Annotated in this window: 15 protein-coding genes; 10 read left to right on the top strand and 5 right to left on the bottom strand. The window is 65.2% G+C overall.

Going from position 1 to position 15,612, the window contains the following annotated elements:
* A partial coding sequence (locus RMO51_RS06800) for a hypothetical protein (RefSeq protein WP_310393209.1) occupies positions 1-282 on the bottom strand: 282 nt, incomplete at its 3' end.
* A gap of 78 nt (positions 283-360) precedes the next feature.
* The gene (locus tag RMO51_RS06795; RefSeq protein ID WP_310393207.1) at positions 361-1,239 is read right to left on the bottom strand and encodes an alpha/beta hydrolase family protein; all 879 of its coding nucleotides are present in this window, start codon (positions 1,237-1,239) and stop codon (positions 361-363) included.
* Between the two features lie 213 nt (positions 1,240-1,452).
* Here RMO51_RS06795 and RMO51_RS06790 point away from each other — a divergent pair, with 213 nt between their 5' ends.
* Positions 1,453-4,026, top strand: coding sequence for an alpha-amylase family glycosyl hydrolase (locus tag RMO51_RS06790; protein WP_310393206.1), 2,574 nt, complete (start codon positions 1,453-1,455; stop codon positions 4,024-4,026).
* 191 nt (positions 4,027-4,217) lie between these two features.
* Here RMO51_RS06790 and aspA read toward each other — a convergent pair whose 3' ends face one another.
* Complete coding sequence (gene aspA / locus RMO51_RS06785) at positions 4,218-5,624, bottom strand: aspartate ammonia-lyase (protein ID WP_310393204.1); 1,407 nt, start codon at positions 5,622-5,624, stop codon at positions 4,218-4,220.
* 347 nt (positions 5,625-5,971) lie between these two features.
* Here aspA and RMO51_RS06780 point away from each other — a divergent pair, with 347 nt between their 5' ends.
* Positions 5,972-7,744 (top strand): DUF885 domain-containing protein, encoded by a 1,773-nt coding sequence (locus RMO51_RS06780; RefSeq protein ID WP_310393202.1) that lies wholly within the window; start codon positions 5,972-5,974, stop codon positions 7,742-7,744.
* A gap of 20 nt (positions 7,745-7,764) precedes the next feature.
* Complete coding sequence (locus tag RMO51_RS06775; protein WP_310393200.1) at positions 7,765-8,532, top strand: YdcF family protein; 768 nt, start codon at positions 7,765-7,767, stop codon at positions 8,530-8,532.
* A 16-nt stretch (positions 8,533-8,548) separates the two neighbouring features.
* Here RMO51_RS06775 and RMO51_RS06770 read toward each other — a convergent pair whose 3' ends face one another.
* The gene (locus RMO51_RS06770) at positions 8,549-9,943 is read right to left on the bottom strand and encodes an NAD-dependent succinate-semialdehyde dehydrogenase (protein ID WP_310393198.1); all 1,395 of its coding nucleotides are present in this window, start codon (positions 9,941-9,943) and stop codon (positions 8,549-8,551) included.
* A gap of 69 nt (positions 9,944-10,012) precedes the next feature.
* On the bottom strand, positions 10,013-10,234 hold the full coding sequence (locus tag RMO51_RS06765; protein ID WP_310393196.1) for a hypothetical protein: 222 nt from the start codon (positions 10,232-10,234) through the stop codon (positions 10,013-10,015).
* 176 nt (positions 10,235-10,410) lie between these two features.
* Between RMO51_RS06765 and RMO51_RS06760 the strand changes: the two genes are divergently transcribed.
* The 7 genes from RMO51_RS06760 (at position 10,411) to RMO51_RS06730 (ending at position 15,396) form a co-directional block, all read left to right on the top strand.
* Positions 10,411-10,971, top strand: a complete 561-nt coding sequence (locus tag RMO51_RS06760; protein WP_310393194.1) for a sigma-70 family RNA polymerase sigma factor — start codon at positions 10,411-10,413, stop codon at positions 10,969-10,971.
* A 7-nt stretch (positions 10,972-10,978) separates the two neighbouring features.
* Positions 10,979-11,869 carry an anti-sigma factor gene (locus tag RMO51_RS06755; RefSeq protein WP_310393192.1) on the top strand — a complete coding sequence of 297 codons (891 nt, stop codon included), beginning with the start codon at positions 10,979-10,981 and terminating at the stop codon, positions 11,867-11,869.
* A gap of 236 nt (positions 11,870-12,105) precedes the next feature.
* A complete protein-coding gene (locus RMO51_RS06750) occupies positions 12,106-12,435 on the top strand; it encodes an arsenosugar biosynthesis-associated peroxidase-like protein (protein WP_310393190.1) in 330 nt (109 codons plus the stop codon).
* Positions 12,436-12,537: 102 nt separating this feature from the next.
* Complete coding sequence (arsS, locus tag RMO51_RS06745; protein WP_310393188.1) at positions 12,538-13,590, top strand: arsenosugar biosynthesis radical SAM (seleno)protein ArsS; 1,053 nt, start codon at positions 12,538-12,540, stop codon at positions 13,588-13,590.
* Between the two features lie 24 nt (positions 13,591-13,614).
* The gene (locus tag RMO51_RS06740) at positions 13,615-13,758 is read left to right on the top strand and encodes a hypothetical protein (protein ID WP_310393186.1); all 144 of its coding nucleotides are present in this window, start codon (positions 13,615-13,617) and stop codon (positions 13,756-13,758) included.
* Positions 13,751-14,395, top strand: coding sequence for a TIGR04282 family arsenosugar biosynthesis glycosyltransferase (locus RMO51_RS06735; protein WP_310393185.1), 645 nt, complete (start codon positions 13,751-13,753; stop codon positions 14,393-14,395). The genes RMO51_RS06740 and RMO51_RS06735 overlap by 8 nt, the downstream gene beginning before the upstream one ends.
* A gap of 107 nt (positions 14,396-14,502) precedes the next feature.
* Entirely contained in the window at positions 14,503-15,396 is an 894-nt protein-coding gene (locus tag RMO51_RS06730) for a hypothetical protein (protein ID WP_310393183.1), read from the top strand.
* The last annotated feature ends 216 nt before the right edge of the window (positions 15,397-15,612 follow it).

Here is a 15,612-nt window from a genome sequence, read left to right as displayed (position 1 = left end):
CGGCACGAGGTCGGTGGGCAGGTAGCCGTCGAGCACGGCCAAGCCCAGGGCCACGCAGTGCTTGCAGATGCCGTCGAAATCGTAGGGGCAGTTGCAGGTGAATTCCGGCCCGGCTCCGGCCAGGCGCAGGCCCACGCGGTAGGCGCGGCTGCCCCGCACGGTGGCCAGAAAGGTGTCGCCCTCGCGGCGCAGCTTGCTCAGGTTGCCTTCGTCGTAGTAATCTTCGCCGCGCGCGAAGCTGTTGGCGTTGGCAAGGCGGCGCAGGGTCTGGCGGGTGAACATGGGCGGGGTGAGCAGCGAGCGGCAGGGAGTACGAAAATAAGAGCGAGGTAAAAAATGTCCGGCGCTGAACTCCCGCGCTCATTCCACCAGCACCCCGTTCCCCTTCAGCACCGCCGCCAGAAACAGCACCTGGCCCGGCAGCGCCGCCTGCCAGTATTCCCAGGTGTGGGCGCCGGGGCGCTCGGTGTACTCGTGCGGGGTACGGTTGTAGAGCAGGCGGCGGTGCACCTCGCGGTTGATGTCGAGTAGGCCGTCGTCCACGCCGCAGTCGAGGATGAGGGGCCGGCCGGTGCGCTGGAGCTGGTCCACGAGGTTGATGACGGAATTGGTGGCGAAGCGCTCGGGGTTAGCGGTTTCGGCGCCGAGGATGGGGGCCCACAGCTCGGCCCGCTGGGCGGCTTCGGTGGGGGATAGCCTGCGGTTGAAGCTCATCAAATCCAGGGCGCCGCTCATGCTGCCGGCGGCAGCGTACAGGTCGGGGTGGCGGGCGGTGAGGTAGAGGGCGCCGTGCCCGCCCATCGAGAGGCCGGCGATGACGCGGGCCCGGCCCTCGGGCACGGTGCGGTAGGTCTGGTCGATTTTGGGGAGGACTTCCTTGGTCAGGTAGGTTTCGAACTGGCTGGCCGGGCTGATGGGGCTGTCGAGGTAGAAGCTGAACGTTTCGCCCTCGGGCAGCACGACGATGAGGTTGTGCTGGTCGGCCAGGCGGTGGACCAACTGCTTGTCAGCCGGGTTTTTCAGCCAGTCGGCAAAATGCCCAAAGGCCCCGTGCAGCAGGTAAAGCACGGGGTAGCGGGCCTTCTTGTTTTTGGCGTAAGAGGCGGGCAAAACCACGGCGGCGCGGTAGGTTTTCTTCATGGCCGCGCTGGCAATGGCCAGGGTATCGACTTTGGCGGCGGTGGCTGAGACGGCGGATGTGAGCAGCAGGACGAGGAGTAGAAAACGAAAGCAGGCCATTGAAAAAAAGGAGTTAAGCGAAGCCGAACGGGAAGGAAAACAAAGTAAGAGCGAAAGTCAGAGAAGCCGCAACCAGCAACCAGCGCCGCCCAAACCCGAGCGGCCGCGTGCGGGACCCGCCAACGGCAACTGACGCCGGCCGACGAACGGACGTCGCCGCAGAGCAATTGGGTTTTTCCTGGCGTAATTTGAGCCTTGGCCCAAGAATGACCCATGAAATACTTTTTACTGGCGTTAGCGTTTTGCTCGGGTGCCCATTTTGGGCAGGCAGCCCAGCTTACTTTCCGCGTCGACATGCGCCAGCAAACCGTGGCGCCCGGCGGCGTGCACGTGGCCGGCACTTTCCAGGCCGCCGCCGGCTACGCGGGCAACTGGGACCCGGCCACCACAGCCCTGACCGACGCCGACAACGACCGGGTGTACGAGCTGACCGTGACGGTGCCGGCGGGGGAGTACCTCTACAAATTCGTGAACGGCAGCAGCTGGCCCGGCGCGGAGCTGGTGCCCCCGGGCTGCGGCCTGGCCGACGGGGGCGGCAACGTGAACCGGCAAGCCATCCTGGGCGCGACGAACCTGCGCTTGCCCATCGTGGCCTTCGGCGACTGCGCCCCGCAGCTGCGCTTCGCCGTGGACATGACCGGGCAGACGGTGGCCGCGGCCGGCGTGCACGTGGTGGGCAATTTCCAGGCGCTGGCCGGCTACGGCAGCAACGGGGACGCCACTGCCATTCCGCTCCGCGATGCCGACAGTGACGGAACCTACGAAGTGCAGATTGCGCTGCCGGCCCCCGGCCGGTTTCAGTACCGCTTCGTGAACGGCAATACCTTGGCGGGGGCCGAAGTAGTGCCCGCCGCCTGCGGCAGCGACGACGGCACCGGCACCCTGGCCCGCACCATTGACGCCACGGTGGCTCCGACGACGGCCCCGGCCGCGTGCTTCGGTAGCTGCGCCGCCTGCAGCGGCGCGCCCTCCGCCGTTTATCCCACCTATTGGTGGAACGACGCGGTATTTTACGAGGTGTTCGTGCGCAGCTTCTACGACGCCAACGGCGACGGCAAGGGTGACTTTGCCGGCCTCACCCAAAAGCTGGACTACCTCAACGATGGCAACCCCGCCACCACCACCGACCTCGGCGTTACCGGCCTCTGGCTGATGCCCATGATGGAATCGCCGAGCTACCACGGCTACGACGTGACCAACTACAAAGCCACCGAGCCCGACTACGGCAGCATGGCCGAGTTTGAGGCGTTCCTGGCGGCGGCGCACGCCCGGGGCATCAAGGTCATCATTGACCTGGTGCTGAACCACTCGTCCGTCCAGCACCCCTGGTTCACGCAGGCGGCCAGCAGCGCCACCAGTCCGTACCGCGACTGGTACCGCTGGACCAGTCCGCGGCCGAGCTACCTGGGCCCCTGGGGCCAGACCGTGTGGCACCCGCGCAACGGCAGCAACTACTACGGCATTTTCTGGGAGGGCATGCCCGACCTCAACTGGCGCAACCCCCAAGTCAAGGCCGCCCTGTGGGACGCCAGCCGCTTCTGGTTGCAAAAGGGCGTGGACGGCTACCGCCTCGACGCCGTGAAGTACCTGGTGGAAGACAACACCGTGCTGAAAGACACGCCCGAAACCCTGGGCCTGCTGGAAGAATTTCACGACTCGGTGCGGGCCGTGAACCCGGCGGCCTTCACGGTGGGGGAGGCCTGGTCGGACACCCGCGCCGTGGTGCCCTACGTCCAGAACGAGCGGCTCGATGTGTGCTTCGAGTTTGACCTGGGCACCGCCATCATCGACGCCCTGAGCCAGGGGAACCCCGCGGCCCTGCGCAGCCAGCTGACCTTGGTCAACAACCTGTATCCCAAGCTGCAGTACGCTACCTTTCTCACCAACCACGACCAGAACCGGGTGCTCGACGGGCTGGGCGGCAACCTGGCCCGTATGAAGCAGGCCGCCGCCCTCTACCTCACCATGCCAGGCGTACCTTTCCTCTACTACGGCGAGGAAGTGGGCATGTCCGGCACCGGGCCCGACGAAGACAAGCGCCGCCCGATGCAGTGGACCGCCGGGCCCCAGGCCGGATTCAGCACCGGCACGCCCTGGCGCGCCCCGAACGCCAACTCCGCGCAGTTCAACGTGGCCACCATGCAGGCCGACCCGGCTTCGCTGCTGAACCATTACAAGCGGCTAATCGGGCTGCGCACCGCGCACGCGGCCCTCCGCCAAGGCTACTACCTGCCCGCCACCAGCCCCGCCACCGCCTTGCTGGCCTACGCCCGGGTCCACGGACCGGAAGCGGTGGTGATAATGGCCAACCTCGGAAATGCCGCCGTCAGCAGCCCCGCCGCGTCGCTGGCCGTTTCGACTTTGCCGGCCGGCACCTACCAGGCCACCGACTTGTACAGCGGCCAGCTTGCGGGCACCGCCGTGCTAAACGCGCAAGGCGGCTTCAGCGATTGGGTGCCGACCCTGCCCGCCCTGGGCGCCAACCAGACCTGGGTGCTGCGCCTGGCCCCGGCCCAGGTAACCGCCACGACCACCGCCGCGCCCGCGTTTGAACTTGCCCTGTATCCGAACCCAGCAATGGGGAAGGTTCGCCTAGCCTTGGCGCAGTCGCCCGCCCTCCAAAGCCAACTGCGCGCCTACGACCTCACCGGGCGGCTGGTGCACACCGCCGCTTTCGCCGGCAGCAGCCACGTCCTGGACACCAGCGGCTGGGCTCCAGGCACCTACTTTGTGCGGGTGCAATCGGGCGCCGCCGTGGTGACGCAGCGGCTGGTGGTGGCGCGCTAAGGGCACGGAATAGTTGAGCAAAAAAGAACGTCATGCTCATCTGGCGTCCGCGCAGCCGAAGCATCTCGCGTGGGGTAGTAATCTCTTTGTTCAATGACGGGATTACTGCCCCGAGCGAGATGCTTCGGCAAGCTCAGCATGACGTTCTGAAGGCAAACCCGTCGTGCTGTCTGACCTCGCCTCGCCCCTCACTACCGCATAAACACCGGCCGAATCAGGTTCTCGAATGTGAAAATCTCGTCCCACTTTTCCTGAGTGAGCAGGCCGCGCTCGGTCACGGCGATGTCGTGCACCGTCTTGCCGGTGCGCAGGGCTTCCTTGGCAATGTCGGCCGAGGCCTCGTAGCCGATGACGGGGTTGAGCTGCGTGACGATGCCGATGCTGTTGCGCACGAGGCTTTCGGCGTGCTTCTTGTTGGCCGTGATGCCGACCACGCATTTCTCGCGCAGGGTGCGGCAGGCGTTAGTCATGTAAGAAATGCTGGTGAACAGGGCGAAGCTGATGACCGGCTCCATCACGTTGAGCTGCAGCTGGCCGGCCTCGGCGGCCATGGTCACGGTGAGGTCGGCGCCGATGACGTAGAAGGCCGTCTGGTTCACTACTTCGGGCACCACCGGGTTCACCTTGCCGGGCATGATGCTGGAGCCGGGCTGCAGCGGCGGCAGGTTGATTTCGTTGATGCCGCAGCGCGGGCCGGAGGAGAGCAGCCGCAGGTCGTTGCAGATTTTGGAGAGCTTCACCGCCGTGCGCTTCAGTACGCCCGAGAGCTGCACGTAGGCGCCCGTGTCGTAGGTGGCCTCGAACAAGTCGCCGGCCAGGGTCAGGTTTAGGCCGGTGATGGCGCGCAGATGCTCGGTTACCAGCTCGGGGTAGCCATCGGGCGCGTTCACGCGGGTGCCGATGGCGGTGGCGCCCATGTTGATTTCGTCGATGAGCCGGCGCGAGTCGTCGATGCGCAGCAGCTCCTCGCGCAAGTTGGTGGCGAAGGCCCGGAACTCGTCGCCCATGCCCATCGGCACGGCGTCCTGGAGCTGGGTGCGGCCCATTTTGAGGATGTCGCGAAATTCGTCGCCCTTAGCGGCAAAGGCGTCGGCCAGCGCGCCCAGGGTTTCGCGGTAGCCCACCAGCTTGTTGTTGAGCGCGATGCGGAAGGCGGTGGGGTAGGCGTCGTTGGTGCTTTGCGAGCAGTTGACGTGGTTGTTGGGGTGGCAGTACTGGTACTCGCCCTTGGCGTGGCCCATGATTTCCAGCGCCACGTTGGCAATTACCTCGTTGGCGTTCATGTTCACCGACGTGCCGGCGCCGCCCTGAATCATGTCGGTGAGAAACTGCTGGTCGAACTCGCCGGCCGCCACCCGGTCGCAGGCCGCCATGATGGCCTCGGCAATGGGCGCGGGCAGCACGCCGAGGTCGCGGTTGGCCTGAGCGGCGCCCTTTTTCACGTAGGCCAGGGCCTGCACAAACAGTGGCTCGGTATTGATGGGAATGCCCGTGATGGCAAAGTTTTCGAGGGCGCGCAGGGTCTGAATGCCGTAGTAGGCGGTGTCGGGCAGGCTGCGTTCGCCCAGAAAGTCGTGTTCGGTGCGGGAGGTCGTCATGCGAGGTTCTTGGGTGGGGATGGGGAGGCTGGACAGGAGTAGAGCGGTTTTCAAGTCAGTCATCGTGTAAAGAAGGCGGTCCTGCTGAGCTTGCCGAAGCACCTCTACCACAGTGGTAAATCAATTACTTGCGCAGTAGAGATGCTTCGACTGCGCTCAACATGACGTTCTAGTGAGTACGTTTACTGATGCGCGAGTGCTTAAAGAATTATAGTTCTTGCCATCTGAATTTTAACTTTTAATTCTCAACTTTTAACTTTTCAAACGGGCCGCGCGCAAACTTACGGCGGCGCTTTGCAAGGAGTGAGGTTTGCGCTGTTCCTTTACGGCACATCTTCTTTACCCGCATGAAACTTTGCTATTTCCCGCTCCTGGCCCTGGTGGCGGTCAGCTGCTCCACACCCGACAAGCCCACCGCCGGCACCGGGGCCGATGCCCGTTTCGATGCCGCGAAAGGCCAATTTATCGAAGCCCTGTGGCGGCAAAACCCCGACTACGCCTCCTCGCAGGGCTACCACAAGTACGACTCCTTGTTGGTGATTCCCGACGCCGCCCAGCGCCAGCGCGACGCCGCGTTCAGCCAACAATACCTGACTTCGTTCGCCGCGTTTTCGCCCGACAGCCTTTCGCCCAACAACCAGATTGACCTGCGCCTGCTGCGCAACGAGCTGCGGGCCAGCCGCTGGTACGCCGACACGCTCAAGAATTGGGAGTGGAACCCGGCCGGCTACAACCTCGGGGCCGCCGTGGGCGACCTGCTCAACGGCCGCCACTACCGCCTCGACCGACGCCTGCGCAACATTTCCGACAAAATCAGCCGGGCCGCCGCCTTCTACGCCGCGGCGCGGGCCAACCTGCGCACGCCCACCCGCGAGCACACCGAGCTGGCCCTGAAGCAGAACGCCGGCGGCCTGGCCGTGTTCGGCGCGGCCCTGGCCGACTCGGTGCGCAAGTCCGGCCTGACCGAAGCCGAGAAAAAGACGCTCACCGCCCGCATTGCTACCACGCGGCAGGCCATTCAGGGCTACCTCGACTTTCTGAAAAACGACGTGCTGCCGGCCGGCAAGTTCCGCTCGTTCCGCATCGGCCGCACGCTGTTCGACCAGAAATTTGCCTACGACATCCAGTCGCATTTCTCCGCCGCCGAAATCTACCAGCAGGCCCTGCGGCATAAGGCCGAGCTGCTGCGCGACATGGGCCGCCGCGCCGCCAAGCTGTACCCCAAGTACTTCCCCGGCCAGAAAGCCCCGGCCGACACGCTGGCTCTGGTCACGGCCGTGGTGAACCAGCTCACTCTTAAGCACGCCCCGCGCGACGGCTTCGTGGACGCCGTGAAGCGCCAGATTCCGACCCTGGTGGCCTTCGTCAACGACAAGAAGCTGCTGACCCAGGACCCCAGCAAGCCGCTGGTGGTGCGCGAAACCCCGGGCTACATGCGCGGCAGCGGCGCGGGCGCCAGCGTGTCGGCCCCCGGCCCCTACGACACGGGCGCCGATACTTACTACAACGTGGAGCCCCTGCCCGCCGAGTGGACGCCCGCCCAGGCCGAGAGCTACCTGCGCGAATACAACGACTACACCCTGCAAATCCTCAACATCCACGAGGCCATTCCGGGCCACTACACCCAGCTGGTGTACGCCAACCGCTCGCCGTCGCTCGTGAAAAGCATTTTCGGCAACGGCGCCATGGTGGAGGGCTGGGCCGTGTACGCCGAGCGCATGATGCTGGAGAACGGCTACGGCAATAACTCCGACGAAATGTGGCTGCTCTGGGACAAGTGGAACCTGCGCGTGACCCTGAACACGGTCATCGACCACGCCATCCAGGTTGATAATATGAGCGAAGCCGACGCGGTGAGCCTGCTGCGGCGCGACGGCTTCCAGGAAGAGGCGGAGGCCCGCGGCAAGTGGCTGCGCGCCACCCTGAGCCAGGTGCAGCTCAGCAGCTACTTCACCGGCTATACCGAAATCTATGCCCTGCGGGACGAGTTGAAGCGGAAAGCCGGCAAGGATTTCGACCTGAAATCCTTCCACGAAAAGTTTCTCAGCTACGGCAGTGCCCCGGTCAAGTACATCCGCGAGCTGATGCTGGGCACGTCGGCCGGCCCGGCCGCGCAGTAGCGGCCGGTTTACCTTCGGCCGTGTTCTTTCTGCTTTCCAAGATTCTAGACGTGCTGCTGCTGCCCACCGTGTGGCTGCTGGCCCTGCTGCTGGCGGCGCTGCTGGCCCGGCCGCCCCGCCGGCGGCGGCAGTGGCTGCGGGCCGCGCTGGCGCTGGCCGTGATGGGCACCAATCCCGCCCTGGTCAATGAGGCGCTGCTGGCCTGGGAGCTGCCGCCTGTGCCGCTGGCGGCCCTGCCGCGCCGTTCCGACGCCGCCGTGCTCCTCACCGGCATCACCCAAGTCGACAAGTCGCCCCACGACCGGGCCTACCTGGGGCCCGGCGCCGACCGGCTCACCCACGCGCTCTGGCTCTACCGGGCGGGCCGCGTGCGCCGCATCCTCATCTCGGGCGGCTCGGGCGCCGTGCTCGCCAAGGCCCACTCCGAAGCCTCCGACCTGGCCACGCTGCTGCGCCTGGCCGGGGTGCCCGCCTCGGCCATTTTGCTGGAGCCCGCAAGCCGCAACACCCGCGAAAACGCCCAGTTCACCCGGCGCCTGCTGGCCGCGCACCCCGAGCTGGATTCGCTGGTGCTGGTCACTTCGGCGTTTCATCAGCGGCGGGCACTGGGCTGTTTTGCCCGCGTTGGCTTGCGGCCCGTGCCCTTCCCCGCCGACTTCCGCAGCACCGACCGCAAGGCCACTCCCGACTACTGGCTCGTGCCCAGCCCCGCAGCCTTGGAGCGCTGGAGCTTGCTCGCGCACGAAGTAGCCGGCTGGGTGACGTACAAGCTGTTGGGGTACGCGTAGGGTACGACCCCGCACCCTACTCCGTTTTGGCTGCCGGCGCCGCTCCCGGGCCAATCCAGACCGACTTCTGATTCACGAATTCGCGAATGCCGAGATACGACAATTCGCGGCCGTAGCCGGATTTTTTCACGCCGCCAAAGGGCAGCTCGGGCATCGATTTCACGAGGCCGTTGACGAACACCGCGCCGTTTTCCAGCTGCCGGGCCAGGGCTTCGCCTTTTTTCACGTCGCGCGTCCACACCGCGGCGCCCAAGCCAAACGGGGAGTCATTGGCCAGGCGCACGGCGTCGGCCGCGTTTTTGGCTTCGAGCACTAGGGCCACGGGCCCGAATAATTCTTCCGAATAAGCGCGTTGTCCGGGCTTGACGTGAGACAGAATCATGGGCCGGAACAGGGCCGTGCCGGGCTTGGCCTGGCCGCCGAACAATTCCACTTTGGCCCCCTGAGCCACGGAATCTGCCACTTGCTGGGCCAGCTCATCGGCCAAATCGGGCCGGGCCAGCGGGCCGTACTGCGTGGCGTCGTCGAGCGGGTCGCCGGGGCGCAGGGCCAGCAGGTGGGTTTTGAGGTGGCCGATGAATTCCCGCAGCACGGGCTTTTCCACGATGAAGCGCTTGGCCGCAATGCAGCTTTGGCCGCTGTTTATCATGCGGCTTTGGGCAGCGGTTTGGGCCGCCAGCGCCACGTCGGCATCCGCCAGCACGATGAACGGGTCGGAGCCGCCCAACTCCAGCACGGTTTTCTTGATGTGGGCGCCGGCAATGGCCGCCACCGCGGCCCCAGCGGCCTCGCTGCCGGTGAGCGTCACGGCCCGCACCCGGTCGTCGGCCAACAGCTTTTCCACCAAATCCGACCCAATGAGCAGGGTGCGGAAGCAAGCCGGCGGCAGGCCCGCGTCGTGAAATATTTTTTCCAGCGCCAAAGCGCATTGCGGCACGTTGGAGGCGTGCTTGAGCAGGCCCACGTTGCCGGCCATCAGGGCCGGCGCGGCGAAGCGCACCACCTGCCACAGCGGGAAGTTCCAGGGCATCACGGCCAGCACCACGCCCAGCGGCTGGTGGCTGATGAAGCTGCGGGCCGCGTCAGTCCTGATGACCTCATCGGCCAGAAAGCCTTCGGCGTGTTCGGCGTAGTACTCGCAGCAGGTGGCGCATTTCAGCACCTCGGCGCGGCCGTCGGTCACGGGCTTCCCCATTTCCAGGGCCATGAGGCGGGCCAGCTCGTGCTGCCGCTCGCGCAGCAGGGCGGCGGCGCGGCGCAAAACGCCGGCCCGGTGGGCAAACGACGTGGTGGGCCAGGTGGCCGCCGCGCGGTGCGCCTGGCCCAGAATCCGCGCGGTTTTCGACCAGCTGAAAGCGGAAAAGCGGCGCAGCACGCGCCCGGTGTGGGGGTTGAAGGACTCGATGGGCATGGGCAAGAGCAGGGAAGAAAATGATGCGGAAGGGAACGAGTCAGGGCACGCATTACAGAACGAGCGCCGCTACGTTGGCCCGCACGAGCGCAGACCCGAAGCGGCCTCAACGGCCGGCACGCCGCCGTCGCCCCGGCGCCCCCCGCCCCGCACGTAACGCGCCAGCGGGGGCTGGTAAATAACGTCGCGCGGCGGGGCGGCCTGCCCGGCGGGCACGTGCAGGGCCTGGTGCAGCATGTACCAAAGAAAGGGCTCGTCGGGCGGGGTGAGGGACTGGAGCAGGAAGGCCATGCGGGGCGGCGGCCCGGCCCGGAAGCCGGCGGCCTTGCCCCGGGCTTTAACTTAAGCCGGGGCGGTTCGGTTACGCAGTGCCCGTCCCGGCTGGTACCAATTGCGTGGCGGGCCGTATTTTCGTGCGCTTAGCATGGGGCCGGTTCTGGCCCCATTATCCACTTTCAGTCACTACCGTGTCCGATAACCCCCTTATCTCCCTACCACCTGCCGCCGAGGCAGAACTCGTTCGGCGCCTGCAAGCCCGCGACGAATCGGCCATGACGCTGTTCTACGACCGGTATTCGGCGGCCCTCTACGGCGTCATCTTCCGCATTGTGAAGGCCGAGGACGAAGCCGAGGACGTGCTGCAGGAAGCCCTGGTAAAAATCTGGCACGCCTTCGCCAGCTACGACCCGGCCAAGGGGCGGCTGTTTACCTGGGTGCTCAACATTTGCCGAAACCTGAGCATTGACAAAATCCGCTCGCGGCAGCACCGCGTAGGTAGCCGCACCCAGGGACTGGACGATAGTCTGACCGCGCAGCGCCAAGCCGCGCCCACTACGTTCCGGCCTGAGCACATCGGGCTGCAAGAAATCACCCAAAAACTGATTCCCGAGCAGCGTCAGATTATCGACCTGCTCTATTTCGAAGGCTTCACCCAAAGTGAGGTGGCGGAGGAGCTTAACATTCCCCTGGGAACGGTGAAAACCCGCGCCCGCACCGCCATCAAAGTCTTAAGCAAACTTATTCGCTGAATCAATCGTGGAAAACATCCAAGACTATATAGAATCGGGCATTCTGGAGCAGTACGCGCTCGGCGAGCTTTCGGCCGCCGAGCAAACGGCCGTGGAAACGCTGGCCGCCTCGCACCCGGAAATAGAAGCAGAGCTGCAACAGGTGCAGGCCGCCTTTGGTTTTTACGCCGAAGCCCACGCCGTCACGCCGCCCGCTGGCATGCGCGAGCGGGTGCTCGGCCACGTACTGGCCCAGATTGCCGCCCCGGCCCCGAACAATGCCTTGCGCGCCGACGTCGACGCCGTGGCCCACGCCAATTCCCAGGCCGCGGCGCCCGCGCCCGCAGCATCCGCCAACGTGGTTCGTTCCATCACCTCGGCCCCGTTGGCCCCCACGGCTCGTTCCACTTGGGCCGTCGCCGCTTCGGTGGCCCTCATCCTGAGCCTGGGCGCCAACGCCCTGCTGTATTCGCAGTGGAAAGACGCCAGCACGGACCTGGTGGCCCTGCAAAACGACCAGGCGCGCTTCGCGACCACCACGCAGGTCACCGAAAAACAGCTGCGGCAGGAAAATGAGGTGCTGCGCAGCGACGAGTTCCGCGCCGTGGCCTTGGCCGGCACCAAGGACGCGCCGGCCGCCCGCGCCCGGGTGCTGTTCAACCCCGCTTCCCACCAGGTGTACCTCGACGTGAAGAACCTGCCCGCCCTGCCCGCTGGCAAACAGTATCAGCTCTGGGCCCTGGACAATGGCAAACCCGTGGACGCCGGCATGCTGGCCGCCAATACCGCCACTGGCGACGAGCTTCAGCAGATGAAGGACATCAACAGCGCCCAGGCGTTTGCCCTGACCGTGGAGCCCGTCGGCGGCAGCGCCGGGCCAACGATGCCCATTCAGGCCATGGGCGCGGTCACCATTTAATTCGCGCAGCCGCTGCGCGGCCGTAAATAGCCCTTGCCATTGCGAATCGTCGCGGGTGGCAGGGGTTTTTTTACGAAGGGCCCAGGGTTGGCGCAAGCGCCAAATTGAACGGTTAGCGTATTTTTGAACGCAAACGACAAGCAAGAACTTTCATTAATTAGTTTTTGCCTTACCTGCAAAACCTGCGTTTCTCCTTTCTTTTCCATCCAGAGCACTTTTCCTTGAGCATTTTTTCTATGTCGTATTACAACCCGGCCGACCTGGCAAAATTTGGAAATATCAGTGAGTGGCAGCCCGAGATGGGGCGCAAATTCTTCGATTATTACGGCGAAGTTTTTAAGGAGGGCGCCCTTTCGGAACGCGAGAAAGCCCTGATTGCCTTGGCCGTGGCCCACGCCGTGCAGTGCCCGTACTGCATCGACGCCTACACGTCGGACTCGCTGCAAAAAGGCGCCGACGAAGCCCAAATGATGGAGGCCGTGCACGTGGCCGCCGCCATCAAGGGCGGGGCTACGCTGGTGCACGCCACCATGATGATGAACAAAGCCAAAGAGGTGTCGATGTAGTCGTGATTAGTGATTAACGGTTAGCGATTAGTGGTTAATGAAAAAAACTACCGTTAGCCCCGATTCATTAATCACTGACCACTAATCGTTAATCACTAGCAGATGAAGTCCCTCCACGCCCAGCACCATGCGCTGGCCGATTCGGCTTACCAGCTCACCGTGCTCAACCCCGCCGAGGCGGCCGGAGCGGCCTTTCCGCCGTTTGCGGGCAAGCTGCGCGCGGCCGGGCTGCTGCCGTTGCGGCCCACGGCCATCACCACCCTGCAGGTGAACGTGGGCAAGATGTGCAACCAGACCTGCCGCCACTGCCACGTCGATGCCGGTCCCGACCGTACCGAAATCATGACCCGCGCCACCATGCAGGACTGCCTCGACGCGCTGGCGCAGACCGATATTGAGGTGGTGGACCTGACCGGCGGCGCGCCCGAGATGAACCCGGACTTTCGCTGGTTTGTGGAACAGATTGCGGCCCTCGGGCGCCAGGTCATCGTGCGTTGCAACCTGACCATCATCGTGGCCAACCCCAAATACTACGACTTGCCCGCGTTTTTTGCCCGGCACGGGGCGCGCGTGGTCTCGTCGCTGCCGCATTTCGCGGCCGCCCGCACCGACGCCCAGCGCGGCGAGGGCGTGTTCGGCCGCTCCGTCCGGGCCCTGCACCTGCTCAACGAAGCCGGCTACGGCATCGCGGGCTCGGGGCTGAGCCTGGACTTGGTGTATAACCCCGCCGGGGCGTTTCTGCCGGGCAGCCAGGCCGGCCTGGAGCGGGAATTCAAGCAACGGCTGGCCCGTGAGCACGGGGTGCATTTCAACCGCTTGCTGGCCATTACCAATCTGCCCATCAGCCGCTTTTTGGATTACTTGCTTGAAAGCGGCAACTACGCCGGCTACATGGACAAGCTGGTGCAGGCCTACAACCCCGCGGCGGCGGCCAGCGTGATGTGCCGCAGCATGGTGTCGGTGGGCTGGGACGGGCAGCTCTATGACTGCGATTTCAACCAGATGCTGGACCTGCCCGTGGCGGCCCCGGCCCCGCGCCACATCCGCGACTTCAGCCTGGCCGCCTTGCAAGCCCGCAGCGTGGTGGTGAACCAGCACTGCTACGGCTGCACGGCCGGCGCGGGCTCCAGCTGCGGTGGGGCCACGGCGGGCTAAAACGACCGTTTCTCCGAGTCAATCATGGCCTTAATCCGCGTCGTTTTTGCTTGTCGCCGCGCGCGCCCGCTCGCACTGAGCGCCCGCGACCAAGCCGCCGCGCGCCGTCCCGGCGGCCCCGGCCCCGACTACGCCCGGCTGCTGCGCGGCCGTAAAGTGTATGAATGAAGCGTTACGGGCCGGGGGTAATTCGCTGGGGGCAGAGTGCCACTTGCTGGTGTTCGCCCGCGTGCCCGCGCTGGGCCGGGTGAAAAGCCGGCTGGCGGCCGGCATTGGGGACGCTGCCGCCCTGGCTGTCTACAACGAGCTGCTGGGCATTACCCGCGCGGCGGTGGAGCAGGCCGGGGTGCCGGCCACGGTGTGGCTGGCCGATGCCCCGGGCCCCGCGCCCGCCGCCGCCGAGGCCGCGCAATGGCCGGGCATGGCCGTGCGCGGCCAGCCAGCCGGTGATTTGGGCCAGCGCATGGCGGCGGCTTTCGCGGCGGCCTTTGCGGCCGGGGCCGGCCGGGTCGTCATCATCGGCACCGATTGCCCGGGCCTGCGGGCGGCCCACCTGACCGCTGCGTTTGCCCGGTTGCGGGCGCACGATGTGGTGCTGGGCCCCGCCACCGACGGGGGGTATTATTTGCTGGGGCTGCGCCAGCTTCGGCCCGAGCTGTTTGAGCACAAAGCCTGGAGCACCGCTTCGGTGCTGGCCGATACCTTGGCCGACGCGCGCCGCCTGGGCTGCCGGGTGGCCCTGCTGCCGGAACTACGCGACGTGGACACGGCCGCCGACCTGGCCGCGTGGCGGGCGGCAATCTAAAGAGGGTCCTTTTCTCGTACGACGTGCCGCCAACAGGTGTCGTGCCCAAAATAGGGCGCATGCATACTACTTTTGTTTCCCTTTTTGTTTCCCTAAATGCCCTCCTTATGCTCCGTTTATCAGTCCCGGTGATGCTGCTCTTGTTGGCGCTGGGTGGGGGGGTAGCGAGCTGCGAGGCACCCGAAAAAAAGCCGGGCCCGGGCCGGTTGCCGGCCTCGGCGCCGGCCCTGCGCGCCGTGCTGGTGCATTTCGACCAGCAATGGGCCATGCGCAAGCTGTGGGAAGACGGCTTGGCCGAAGTGGCGGTCTACGACGCGGAGCGCACGGTGTACCAGAAAAAACGAACGTTTGAGTATACCCAGATTACGGTCAAAGAGGAATTTAACCAGCAGTTCAACGTCAAGACCGACAGCTACCGGCGGAATGATTTATTCCCGGTGATGAAAATAAATCAGTTCTGCCAAATTGCCACCGACCAGTACCCGTACCACTACCTGACCTCGCTTTTTTTCCGGCGCGACCAGCCCGTGGCGCTCTACAAACTGACCAGCTCTTCGCAGGAATGGTGCGGCAACACCTTCAAAGCCATCGTCGACGACGGCGTTAATTTTGATGAGACGTACGACTCTTACTGGGACAACCAGGGCGTGGGCAACCGCGACTTACGCCGCGACGTGTTCCTGGAAGATGCCCTTTCGTACTCGCTGCGCGCCCTCAAATTTGAGCGGCGGCCGGCGTTTGCCCTCACGGTGCTGGACCTGCAGCAGACCAACCGGGCCACGCCCCCGGTCTATTACGACGCCTACTTGAAGACGGCAGCCGCCCCCGCCGCCGATGCCCCCGAACCCGCGTGGCGGGTGGACTTGCTGCTGGCGCCCGGCAAGAAGAACGTCTACTGGTTCGCCAAGCAGTATCCCAACGTGCTGGTCCGGCAAACCACCTGGGACGGCCGCACCCTGCGCCTAAAATCAACCCGGCGCTATGCTTATTGGCCGCGGTAGAAGTGGAGTTAAAAGTTGAGAGTTAAAAGTTAAAACGCTGACGGTCATTCTAGCTCCGCATTTTTACAGCGGTTCTCGGGTTTGCATACCGGTCGGCGGGCTCCCCTCTCCGCGGGCTTCGCGCATCAAGCGAACCGGGGCCCGCCCCACAGGGGTCCCGTGAGGTGCGCCGGCCGCGCCGCGTACACGGGCCCGAACGCCGCGACGGAAAAATCA

The sequence above is a fragment of the Hymenobacter sp. genome (assembly GCF_031398885.1).
Classification (GTDB): Bacteria; Bacteroidota; Bacteroidia; order Cytophagales; family Hymenobacteraceae; genus Hymenobacter.
The sequence above is the reverse complement of the archived record's forward strand: the minus strand, read 5'-3'. Positions and strand labels throughout refer to the sequence as shown.